Source organism: Bacteroides sp. AM16-13 (assembly GCF_003602705.1).
GTDB classification, from domain to species: Bacteria; Bacteroidota; Bacteroidia; order Bacteroidales; family Bacteroidaceae; genus Bacteroides; species Bacteroides xylanisolvens.
Genome location: NZ_QTLK01000009.1, coordinates 49,817 through 61,836 on the forward strand (window position 1 = coordinate 49,817; position 12,020 = coordinate 61,836).

12 protein-coding genes are annotated in these 12,020 nt (G+C 45.3%); 5 read left to right on the forward strand and 7 right to left on the reverse strand.

What is annotated here, in order from left to right; all coding sequences use genetic code 11:
- Positions 1–150: 150 nt before the first annotated feature.
- Positions 151–609: a C-GCAxxG-C-C family protein gene (locus DW173_RS09395; protein WP_004312774.1), complete on the reverse strand. Its 459-nt coding sequence runs from the start codon at positions 607–609 to the stop codon at positions 151–153.
- Positions 610–701: 92 nt separating this feature from the next.
- Here DW173_RS09395 and DW173_RS09400 point away from each other — a divergent pair, with 92 nt between their 5' ends.
- Entirely contained in the window at positions 702–968 is a 267-nt protein-coding gene (locus tag DW173_RS09400; protein ID WP_008643710.1) for a hypothetical protein, read from the forward strand.
- Positions 969–983: 15 nt separating this feature from the next.
- A complete protein-coding gene (locus DW173_RS09405; RefSeq protein ID WP_004312772.1) occupies positions 984–1,391 on the forward strand; it encodes a secondary thiamine-phosphate synthase enzyme YjbQ in 408 nt (135 codons plus the stop codon).
- On the opposite strand, the gene DW173_RS09410 is transcribed toward DW173_RS09405, so the two are convergent.
- The 6 genes from DW173_RS09410 to dnaB form a co-directional block, all read right to left on the reverse strand.
- Positions 1,386–2,147 (reverse strand): exodeoxyribonuclease III, encoded by a 762-nt coding sequence (locus DW173_RS09410; RefSeq protein WP_008016274.1) that lies wholly within the window; start codon positions 2,145–2,147, stop codon positions 1,386–1,388. The two genes, DW173_RS09405 and DW173_RS09410, sit on opposite strands and share 6 nt — an antisense overlap.
- A gap of 29 nt (positions 2,148–2,176) precedes the next feature.
- Entirely contained in the window at positions 2,177–3,430 is a 1,254-nt protein-coding gene (locus tag DW173_RS09415) for an Nramp family divalent metal transporter (protein WP_008022695.1), read from the reverse strand.
- Between the two features lie 257 nt (positions 3,431–3,687).
- A complete protein-coding gene (locus DW173_RS09420) occupies positions 3,688–3,933 on the reverse strand; it encodes a TIGR03905 family TSCPD domain-containing protein (protein ID WP_004312765.1) in 246 nt (81 codons plus the stop codon).
- Between the two features lie 9 nt (positions 3,934–3,942).
- Complete coding sequence (locus DW173_RS09425; protein WP_004312763.1) at positions 3,943–4,680, reverse strand: YebC/PmpR family DNA-binding transcriptional regulator; 738 nt, start codon at positions 4,678–4,680, stop codon at positions 3,943–3,945.
- A gap of 33 nt (positions 4,681–4,713) precedes the next feature.
- Positions 4,714–7,176, reverse strand: coding sequence for a phenylalanine--tRNA ligase subunit beta (gene pheT, locus DW173_RS09430; protein ID WP_004312761.1), 2,463 nt, complete (start codon positions 7,174–7,176; stop codon positions 4,714–4,716).
- 112 nt (positions 7,177–7,288) lie between these two features.
- Positions 7,289–8,851 carry a replicative DNA helicase gene (gene dnaB, locus DW173_RS09435; RefSeq protein WP_004312759.1) on the reverse strand — a complete coding sequence of 521 codons (1,563 nt, stop codon included), beginning with the start codon at positions 8,849–8,851 and terminating at the stop codon, positions 7,289–7,291.
- Positions 8,852–9,336: 485 nt separating this feature from the next.
- Here dnaB and DW173_RS09440 point away from each other — a divergent pair, with 485 nt between their 5' ends.
- The 3 genes from DW173_RS09440 to mobV form a co-directional block, all read left to right on the forward strand.
- Complete coding sequence (locus DW173_RS09440; RefSeq protein WP_049702876.1) at positions 9,337–10,569, forward strand: site-specific integrase; 1,233 nt, start codon at positions 9,337–9,339, stop codon at positions 10,567–10,569.
- Between the two features lie 17 nt (positions 10,570–10,586).
- Positions 10,587–10,979, forward strand: coding sequence for a hypothetical protein (locus DW173_RS09445; RefSeq protein ID WP_049702877.1), 393 nt, complete (start codon positions 10,587–10,589; stop codon positions 10,977–10,979).
- A 599-nt stretch (positions 10,980–11,578) separates the two neighbouring features.
- Positions 11,579–12,020, forward strand: a 442-nt coding sequence (gene mobV, locus DW173_RS24125) for a MobV family relaxase (protein ID WP_233562128.1), incomplete at its 3' end; no start/stop codon positions are given.

The following is a 12,020-nucleotide window of genomic DNA, read 5'->3' on the forward strand; positions in this document are numbered from 1 at the left end:
TTGCAATTTTAGTTAGACATGCTTAAAATCTTTCCAGCCATAAAGACTTTCAGATTTTATTTCGGAGGCAAAGATAGTTATTTTTATGTTATATAACACTTTATTGAGCACTTTTTTACCGTTTTTGTAATAAAAAAGCATTTTAGGAGCTCATTTTGGATGCTTTTCGAGATATTCCGACCAAATTCTTGCCGCTTCTTCAACCATTTTTGCACAGGGACGCTTGCTATAATATTGAGCAGTACGCTCTTCCGGAATAGTGGAGACCGGCTCTTTTTTCTTTAATCCCAACAATTCGCCACAAATCAGCGAGCCGTTACGCTTCTTAAATTCAGCCGCCAGTTCTTGCACTACCGCATAATTGGCAGCTTTTCCTTCCCGGTCAGTTGCTTCCGTAGCACCGGTTTCCAAGCCTGCCACCAGAAACATGCCGCAGGCAGCTCCACACGTTTCACGCATCCGTCCGATGCCCCCGCCAAAAGAAGCACTCATACGCAATGCCTGTTCCTGTGTAAATCCATACATGTCTGCAAAAGCCGCTACCACCGACTGTGAGCAGTTATATCCACTCTTAAAAAGCTCCACTGCTTTCTGTATTCTATCTTCCATAAACTATTTTGCATTTTTATTTCGTGCAAAAGTATAAAAAAGTATCTTTGTATCAGATAGGGCGTAAAGATTAAAATCAAAAAAAAGAAAATATGAACAAAACTATTTCATATAAAGAATCGACAGCCATTGCCATCCAAGCTATGATGAGCGCAGCCAGAAAGGATGAATATGCCGATAGGAAAAGAAAAAGTAATTTCCCTCAAAACAGAAAGAAACGTGATGTCACTCTCAAGGACATACGTGAATGGAACAAAAGAAGGAATTATAAAGAAGACACAGGAATCACAATCAACGCGATGATGGAATCAGCCGTCAAAGATCCGTATGTGGATCTGAATCCACCATCCAAATTTTAAAAAGCTAAAATATATATGGCTACAACATTTGACATCCAACTACCTCATTATTCGCGCGGATTTCATCTAATCACGCGCGATATTGTCTCACAGCTACCCCCACTTCCTGAAAGCGGTCTGCTGGTAGTCTTTATCAAACACACTTCTGCCGGACTGACTATCAACGAAAATGCAGACCCGGACGTACGGCATGACTTTCAGACGTTTTTTAATAAACTCGTTCCCGACGGTGCTCCCTACTTCATCCATACCCTTGAAGGCCCTGACGATATGAGTGCCCATATAAAAGCCTCCCTGATAGGAAGCTCGGTCACCATCCCCATCAAAAACCACCGTTTGAACTTAGGTACATGGCAAGGCGTCTACCTCGGCGAGTTTCGCGACGGAGGAGACACCCGTAAATTGAGTATTACCATTCTATAATATTTCCAGAGCCATCGGACAATGGTCGGAATGTACGGCCTCATTCAAGATATACGCCCGTTTCAACAGCGGGCGTACCGGCTCGCTGACCATACAATAATCAATTCTCCAGCCTTTATTCTTGGCACGCGAATTAAAACGATAGCTCCACCAGGTATATTCCTGTTTCTCCGGACAAAGCGTACGGAAAGAGTCCACATATCCCGCAGACAGGAAACGCGTCATCCATTCCCGTTCTTCAGGAAGGAAACCGCTGTTGGTCGCGTTCCGGACAGGGTCATGAATATCAATCGGCTCGTGACAGATATTATAATCGCCGCAAAGAATCAAGTTGGGACGAGACTTCTGCAACTCCATCACATATTTCTGGAAATCTTCCAACCAGACCATTTTAAAGGCCTGGCGTTCATCTCCGCTCGTTCCCGAAGGATGGTAAACGCTGACTACCGACAAGTCTCCGAAGTCCGCACGAATGAAACGTCCTTCATTATCGTATGCTTCCATTCCCATCCCATATTCCACATGGTCCGGTTCCCGCTTGGTAAGTATAGCCACTCCACTGTATCCCTTCTTCTGCGCCGAGTATAAATAAGACTTGTAGCCCAATGCTTCAAACACTTCTCCCGGATATTGGTCCGGTTGCAGTTTCGTCTCTTGCAGACAAAGAATATCAGGATTCTCCTGTGCCAACCATTCCGGTAACCCTTTAGATACGGCAGCACGTAGTCCGTTCACGTTATAAGTAATAATTTTCATCATTCTATATTTATAAGTTCATGTTCATTTTATGAAAACAAAAGCATAATGTTCAGTACCGAAACGATAATAGCAATCGAGTACAACACGAACGTACTCCAACGACTATTGACATAATCGCCCATCACCTTTCGGGAAGACGTCAGTCCCACCTGTAAGAACACGGTGAAAGGCAATTGAATACTAAGTACCATCTGCGAAATAATCAATCCTTTAAACGGATCTCCAATAAAGAAAATCAGCAATAAGGCAATTCCCAAAGACAAGAGAACTCCCACCTGCGAGTGACTGTCCTTGATATGATAAGACTCGCCGAAAATACCTGCAAAAATAGAACCTGCCGCCATTCCGCTCGTAATAGTTGACGAAATGCCCGCCATCAGCAATGCCAATGCAAATACAATTGCCGCATTACTTCCCAATAAAGGTTCGAGCAAAGACTTAGCCTGTTGCAGTTCCTCTACCTGAATACCGCTCTTAAAGAAAGTGGCGGCCGCCAGCAGAATCATGGCACTGTTAATCGCCCAACCAACAATCATTGAGAAAAGAGTGTCAAACAACTCATATTTCAATACCTTCTTAATAGAAGCATCATCTTTCTTATTGTACTCGTGACTCTGTATCACCTCCGAATGAAGGAACAGATTGTGAGGCATCACTACCGCTCCCAACACACTCATGATAATCAGCATACTACCTTTCGGGAAAGAAGGAGTCACCCACCCCGCCGTTGCAGCCGGCCAGTCTATTTCCACCAGAAACAACTCATAAATAAATGAAAGCCCGATAACAGAAACGAACGCAATGATGGAACGTTCTATCTTTTTATACGAATTAGTGAAAAGCATGATGGAGACAAAAAGCGTAGTCAATACAGCTCCCCATATAATAGGAATATCCAATAACATTTCCAACGCGATGGCACCTCCCAGAATTTCCGCCAGGGAAGTAGAGATCGACGCCAGTACTGCTGTACCAAGAATAGGTCGTGACACCCATTTAGGAGTGTACTTAGTGGCCGCCTCCGAAAGGCAAAGTCCGGTAACGATTCCCAAGTGAGCAACATTGTGCTGAAGGACAATCAGCATGATAGTAGACAAGGTAACCACCCAAAGCAAGGAATAGCCGAATTCGGAACCGGCGGCGAAATTAGAAGCCCAGTTTCCCGGATCAATAAATCCTACAGTAACCAGTAGCCCCGGACCAATATATTTAAAAACATCCAGTCCACCCAGATAGCGTTTATGATCTTTGCGTCTTAAGTCTTGAAAAATATTCTTCATTTTTGCATAATAGTTTATCCAGTACAAATATACTTATAAATAACGAGTGAGAATCAATTTTAGTTCAAAATACCAACCAATAAGTAGATGACCTATGGACACAGATGATACACTAATTATGAGGACATTATTATAAAAGGATTGAGTAAGGACTACTCGAGAAAAGGCAATAAGGACTTTCTGCAAAAAAATGACCTCCGACAAACCAATTGCCAGAGGTCACAAATCAATATATAATTTACATAAATGAAGATCAATCAATATCCCATCTCATGCAATGCACGACATAATTGATCGGGACAAGATGTCGGCCTGCCACCACAACGCACTCCTTCAAGTTTTGCGATCACTTCCTCCACCTTCATTCCTCTCACAAGGCGGGAAATACCTTGAAGGTTACCATTACATCCTCCCCAGAAAGCAACTTCCTTCACCACTCCATCTTCCACATTCAGTTCGATATTCGTGCTGCAAGTTCCCTGGGTCTTATAAACATATTCCATAACCTTACTTTACTCTTCCCCTTCTTCCGGTTGCATATTGGTATAGACAGTCTGCACGTCATCAAATTCTTCCAAACGTTCGATCATCTTATCCAATGTTTCGCGTTGTTCCGGAGTAACCTCTTTCAAGTCGTTCGGGATATAAGTGAAGTCTCCACCGACATCTTCAAAGCCACATTCTTCCAAATGCTTCTGAATAGCGGCGTAGCTCTTAGGATTACCATAGATAGTAATTGTTCCCTCTTCATCATCTTCTTCATATTCATCTTCCACGTCATAGTCGATCAGATCGAGAATCAGTTCTTCCATATCCAATCCGTCTTTCTTCTTGAAAGTGAACACACATTTGTGGTCGAAAAGGAACGCAAGAGAACCCATTGTACCCAGATTGCCACCGAACTTATTGAATACCGAACGAACATCAGCCACTGTACGAGTCGTGTTGTCTGTCAATGTGTCTACAAACACAGCAATACCGTGAGGGCCATATCCTTCATAAGTCATGCTCTTGTAGTCGCTCTGGTCTTTACCCAACGCGTTTTTAATAGCACGTTCAATGTTATCCTTCGGCATGTTTTCACGCTTACAAGTAGCGATCACCGAACGCAGCGTCGGGTTGTTTTCAGGTTCCGGACCGCCTGCCTTTACAGCGATAGCGATTTGTTTACCCAGTCTTGTAAAAGTTTTAGCCATGTGGCCCCATCTTTTCAGTTTAGCGGCCTTTCTATATTCAAATGCTCTTCCCATTGGTTTATATTTTTAATAATGACAATTTTAAGTTTATCTAAGTTTGGCACCCAGTTTATCTTCCAGGTTCTTCACCAGTTTCGACATGATCTTATCAATCATCTTATCATTCAAAGTCTGGTTTTCATCCTGAAGCAGGAAGCTCACCGCATACGACTTCTTACCCGCTTCGAGGTTCTTACCTTCATATACATCGAAGAGTTCCACTTCTTTCAACAGCTTCTTCTCTGTTTCGTATGCAATCTTTTCGATTTCGGCAAATTGTATATTCTTATCAAGCAACAATGCCAAGTCGCGTTTCACAGCAGGGAATTTGGAAATTTCCTTGTAGCTGATCTTCACAGAACGGATGGCTTTCATCAATTCCTTCCAGTTCAAGTCGGCGTAATATACTTCATTGTCGATATCAAATGCTTTCAACAGCTTCTTAGTTACAATACCGAAAGAAGCAAGACGTTTTCCGCCCTTTGTGTTGACAGAGAGTGCGGCAGCAAAAACATCGTCTGTCAGATTACCTACAACCAGATTGTGCAAATCCAGTCCCAGACGCTTCAATATATTTTCTACGTACGCTTTCAATTCATACACCGAACTATTTTCATCTGCATGCGCCCATGAGTTGGAAACCTTCTTACCGGTTACCCACAAGCCCAAGTGATAATCTTCCGAATAAGGAGCTAGTACCTTCTCTTCATTCTTCTTGTCAGCATTGAAATAATAACAGTTACCGAATTCGAAGAATTTCAAATCAGCGTTCTTACGATTGGCGTTATGAGCAATGCTTTCCAGTCCGCCGAACAGCAAAGTCTGACGCATAGCGTTCAAATCAGCACTCAACGGATTGAGCAACATCACCAGGTGATTGGACGGATAAGCCTCCAACCCATCATAATAAGCAGCACGAGTCAGTGAGTTGTTCAGAATTTCATTGAATCCGCAACCCACCAATTGCTCTGCAATCAGATTCTGTAATTTATTTGACTTGTCGTGCTCACCCTTTGTAGTCAGACTGGAGTTCAGCGTAGTCGGAATTTCCACATTATTATATCCATAGATACGAAGAATATCTTCAATCACATCGCAATCACGCTGCACGTCTACACGATAAGGAGGAACAGCCAGTGTCAGTCCTTCTGCCGTTTCATTGGTAATCTTCATTTCCAGGCTGGTCACAATGCTCTTGATTGTCTCTACCGGAATCACTTTACCTACCAAAGAATGTACTTTTTCGTAAGCAAGATCGACGATAAAATCCTGTGCAGGAGTAGTGAATACATCTTTTATTTCAGAAGAAATCGTACCGCCAGCCAGTTCTTTCACCATCAAAGCAGCCAGTTTCAAGCAATAAATCACACCGTTCGGATCGATACCACGTTCGAAACGGAAAGAAGCATCCGTATTCAAGCCATGACGACGAGCCGTCTTACGCACCCATGTAGGATGGAAATAAGCACTTTCGATGAATACGTCTGTCGTAGCTTCCGTAGAACCGGAGTCCAGTCCACCGAATACGCCGGCAATACACATGGCCTCTTCCTTGTTGCAAATCATCAGGTCGCGTTCGTTCAACTTACGTTCCACTTCATCCAGCGTAACGAACGGAGTACCTTCGGGCATTGTTTTCACAATCACTTCGTTGCCTTTAATCTTTCCGGCATCGAAGCAATGCAACGGCTGACCGAAAGCATGAACGATATAGTTCGTAATATCCACTACATTATTAATAGGACGCACACCGATCAGGCGCAATTTGTTTTGCAGCCATTCCGGACTCTCCTTCACTGTTACACCTTTCACGGTAACACCGGCATAATGCGGACAAGCTTCGCTGTTTTCAACCTTCACTTCGATATTCAAGTCATGGTTTTCCACTTTAAAGCCATCCACTGACGGGCGTTGTAAAGTTGCCTGACGACCGTTCTGAATCAGATAAGCATACAGGTCACGAGCTACCCCATAGTGAGAGCAGGCATCCGCACGGTTAGGCGTGATATCCACTTCCAGTACATAATCGCTCTTGATATTATAATAATCCTTGGCAAGCGTACCCGGAACAGCAGTTTCCGGCAATACGATGATACCTGCATGATCCGTACCGATCCCAATTTCGTCTTCAGCACAAATCATACCTGTAGATTCTACCCCACGGATTTTTGATTTCTTGATGGTAAAACATTCGTCACCGTCATAAAGTTTCGTACCTAAAGTAGCTACCACCACTTTCTGTCCGGCAGCCACATTCGGGGCACCACAAACAATCTGTACCGGTTCACCGTCTCCCAGATTAACAGTAGTAATATGCAAATGGTCAGAGTTAGGATGTTCCGTGCAGGTCAGCACTTCACCGATCACAAGTCCTTCCAAACCACCTTTAATGGTTTGCACTTCTTCTACACCACCTGTTTCCAAGCCGATAGAAGTCAACGCAGCAGCCGTTTCATCGGGCGTCAGGTCGAAGTTGACATACTCTTTCAGCCAGTTATAAGAGATATTCATATACTTAATTTTTTATTGTTTCTCAAAAAGATTCGCAAAGTTAATAAGATTTTTCGGTTGACCGAGAAGGTTTGATAAAAAATTGCGCGTTATTTCACCACAGAGGACGCAACTAGAACGGCAAAGGTCCATCCCCCGGTGCTCCGAACGGATTCGCTGTCTGCGGTGCAAAATCAGGCGCGGGAGGAGGAGGCATCGAGCCGGCATCACCTGTATTCATCTTCGATCCTAACATAGCCCCGGCAGGCTCACCCGGCATCGGGATAACCATATCGTCCTCCGGATTGGAGAAACGGGTAAATTCTCCCTTAAACCGGAGCAGCACCTCGCCTACCGCACCATTACGATGCTTGGCGATGACAATCTCCGCCATACCACGCAGGTCATTACCACGATCATCCTGATAAATCTTATAGTATTCCGGACGGTGGATAAAGCACACCATATCGGCATCCTGCTCGATGGCTCCCGATTCACGAAGGTCACTCAACTGCGGACGTTTACCATCAATACCTTCACGACTTTCCACACCACGATTCAACTGCGACAGTGCGATAATCGGAATATTCAACTCTTTCGCCAGTCCTTTCAACGAACGGGAAATGGTACTAACCTCTTCCTGGCGGCTACCAAACGCCATACCGCTCGCATTCATCAACTGAAGGTAGTCAATAATAATGATTCTCACCCCATGTTCACGTACCAGACGACGCGCTTTTGTTCGAAGTTCAAATACAGACAGAGACGGAGTATCATCCACGTAAAGCGGTGCATCCATCAGATTCTTCAGTTTATAGTCCAATTGCTGCCATTCATAATTTGCCAACTGTCCACTTTTGATCTTCTCACTCGGAATCTCACAGACATTCGCAATCAAACGGTTCACCAACTGAACGTTACTCATTTCAAGCGAGAACAACGCCACCGGGTTCCGATAATCGACAGCAATATTCTTAGCCATAGAAAGGACAAAGGCGGTCTTACCCATCGCAGGACGTGCAGCGATAATGATAAGGTCGGAATTCTGCCAACCGGAAGTCATCTTGTCGAGCTTTGTAAAACCACTCTCAAGACCACTCAAACCGTCGGTTCGCGCCGCAGCCTTCTGAATCAGCTTATAGGCTTCGTCAATCACCGGATTGATCTGCGTATAATCCTTTTTCATGTTCTGCTGCGAAATCTCAAAAAGTTTACCTTCCGCTTCCTGCATCAAGTCGTCCACATCCAGCGTTTCATCAAACGCCTTACTCTGGATATTGCTTGTAAACGTAATCAACTCACGCGCCAAAGATTTTTGCGCAATAATACGGGCGTGATACTCAATATGCGCTGATGAAGCCACCTTACTACTCAATTGAGTAATATAGAACGGGCCTCCCACCTCTTCCAATTCTCCGCGTTTGCTAAGTTGTTCCTTTACAGTCAGAATATCCACCGGTTTCTGATTCACCGCAAGATCGGTGATAGCAGAATAAATCAACTGATGCCGGTGTTCGTAAAAAGATTCGGGACGAAGAATCTCACTCACCAATGAGTAAGCATCCTTTTCAATCATCAAAGCTCCCAGAACTGCTTCTTCCAATTCAGGTGCCTGTGGCTGAATACGTCCATAATCATTTACCGGTTGTACCTTAGTAGACTTTGTATTGCGGGTATTTCTTTTCTGTTCGGCCATCGAGGTATTTACTATTTTACAATTTACTATTTACTATTTTACGACTAGACAGACTCCTTTATAACAGAGTTTTTCCAGTCGGGACGACAAAGATAGAATATAATCATGAAGAATGGATAAGGAAAAATGAAGATTTTACTAACTTTGCTCCCGAATTACATTCAACACATGATTAATTGTCATGTGCGGCACTGCAAATAGTAAATCGTAAATTGTAAAATAAACACATAGCGAAAAAGCAAATTTGGGCAAAGCGTAGCGAATTAGCTGATACAGCGTTCGTTACGCTTTGTTTTTCTATGGAGCAGAGCCAACGAAATGCCACCTCGAAGCCAAACGGTGCAGAAGTTCAGTTACCACCTCATTACTCCCGTAACGGGTGCAGATTTCTTGCTAAATACTTCTGTTTCTGCGTTTTGCGTCGATTTGCATAGCTGTCGGTAACTCACTAATAACTAATTTTGTAACCCAAAAAAGGAGTGAGTATGCGAAGTACATTCAAGGTATTATTTTACGTGAAGAAAGGCAGCGAGAAGCCGAACGGCAACCTGCCTCTGATGTGCCGTATCACGGTGGACGGCGAGATTAAACAGTTCAGTTGCAAGATGGACGTTCCCCCACGGTTGTGGGACGTGAAGAACAGCCGTGCTTCGGGCAAGAGCGTCGAAGCGCAGAGAATCAACCTTGCGGTAGATAAAATCCGTGTGGATGTAAACCGCCGTTATCAAGAACTGATGCAGACGGACGGTTATGTTACCGCCGCCAAACTCAAAGACGCCTATCTCGGTATCGGCGTCAAGCAGGAAACCTTGTTGAAGCTGTTCGAGCAGCACAACGCCGAGTTTGAGAAGAAAGTCGGACACAGCAGGGCGCAGGGGACATTTACCCGTTATCGGACGGTCTGCAACCATATTCGGGAGTTCCTGCCCCATGCCTACAAGCGTGAGGACATCCCGTTAAAGGAACTCAACCTCACATTCATCAACGATTTCGAGTATTTTTTGCGCACGGAGAAGAAATGCCGCACCAATACCGTGTGGGGCTACATGATTGTGTTGAAACACATCGTTTCCATTGCGAGGAACGACGGGCGTTTGCCGTTCAACCCCTTTGCGGGATATATCAACTCTCCCGAAAGCGTGGATAGGGGCTACCTCACCCAAACGGAGATACAGACGCTCATGGACGCACCGATGAAGAACGCCACCCATGAACTTGTACGGGACTTGTTCGTCTTTTCTGTTTTTACGGGTTTGGCGTATTCGGACGTGAAGAACCTTACCATTGACCGCCTGCAAACATTCTTCGACGGCAATCTGTGGATAATCACCCGAAGAAAGAAAACCAACACCGAATCGAACATCCGTCTTTTGGACGTTCCCAAGCGTATCATGGAGAAATACAAGGGGCTGGCAAGGGACGGTCATGTTTTCCCCGTTCCGAGCAACGGAAGTTGCAACAAGATACTTAAAGAGATAGGCAGACAATGCGGCTTCAAGGTACGTTTGACCTACCATGTTGCACGCCACACGAACGCTACGACCGTACTTTTATCGCACGGCGTACCCATCGAAACGGTGAGCCGTCTTTTAGGGCATACCAACATAAAGACCACCCAAATTTACGCCAAAATCACCGCCCAGAAGATAAGCCAAGACATGGAAACCTTGTCGCACAAGTTGGAAGATATGGAGAAGAATATCTGCCGAGCCATCTAATTAAAAACAGAATCCCGATGAAAGAAAAAAGGAATATTATCACGATGGACGAGCAGGGCAATATCTTCCTGCCGAACGATATAGGTGCAACCGCCATGACCGAGTGGGAAATCTGCGAACTGTTCGGGGTTATCGTCCCGACGGTTCGGGCAGGGATAAAGGCACTCTGCAAAAGCGGAGTTTTGAGTATATATGACATAAAGCGCATTATCCGCATATCGGACAGATACAGCGCGGAGGTTTACAACCTCGAAACGATAGCCGCCCTCGCTTTCCGTGTCGAATCGTTCGGGGCGGCGAAAGTCCGCAGGGCATTATTGGAAAGGATTATACACGGGCGAAAAGAGAAAACGACGGTATTCGTGTCGGTTGTTTCGGACGGCAAGCCCAACAGCCGTTGGAAAGCGTGATGATATACCAACATATCAACATACCAACATGCAAACATACCAACATACCAGCATACCAACATGCAAACCTATCACTATGGTGATATATATTGCAGGTTCTATTCCTCTTTTCAGAGGAAAGCGGAGCAATCATTTCCGTTTACAAAGGCAAAGCAAGCACGGGGCTTTATGTCGGCTAAAAGGTCAAGCGGCTGCGCCGTTTCCCGATAAATCTTCCTCTCGCTTCGCTGCGAGCGTATTTATCGGGAAAACCTTGTATCCGACCGCCCCGTGCAAAAGAGCCTTTGAAAACGGAAACGACCGCCCCGCCGCCCACCACCGACCGAAAGGGAAAAATAATAAGGTGGGGTTATACGGGTAAGCAGACGGCAGGGACAGCCACCGCCGAAAGGCAGACGGGCAGCACGCCGCAGGGTATTTACGAAGAAAATACCATAGCTTATTAGGGAATTTTCCGAGCCGCATTGCAAGCAACGCTGAAAATTCCCCAATAAGGCAAGGGGCAAGCCCCTCTGCACACCCCATCGGGGACGGCATTTGCCGCCCCCGAAAATACAAAAAATCATTGTTTCACAAGCCAAAAAAGAAAGGAAGAATATATGGGTTTCGTAGTTTTACACATGGAAAAGGCGCACGGCAGCGACAGCGGAACGACCGCACATATCGAGCGTTTCATCATACCGAAGAACGCCGACCCCACACGCACGTACTTAAACCGCAGGCTCATCGACTACCCCGACGGGGTGAAAGACCGTTCGGCGGCTATACAGCGGAGATTGGAAGAAGCGGGGCTGACACGCAAAATCGGAAGCAACCAAGTACGGGCTATCCGCATCAACGTATCGGGAACGCACGAGGACATGAAGCGGATAAAGGAAGAGGGACGTTTGGACGAGTGGTGCGCCGACAATCTGAAATACTTCGCCGACACGTTCGGAAAGGAGAACATCGTGGCGGCTCACCTGCACAGGGACGAGGAAACGCCGCACATACACGTCACGCTCGTCCCCATCGTCAAAGGAGAGCGAAAGCGCAGGAAAA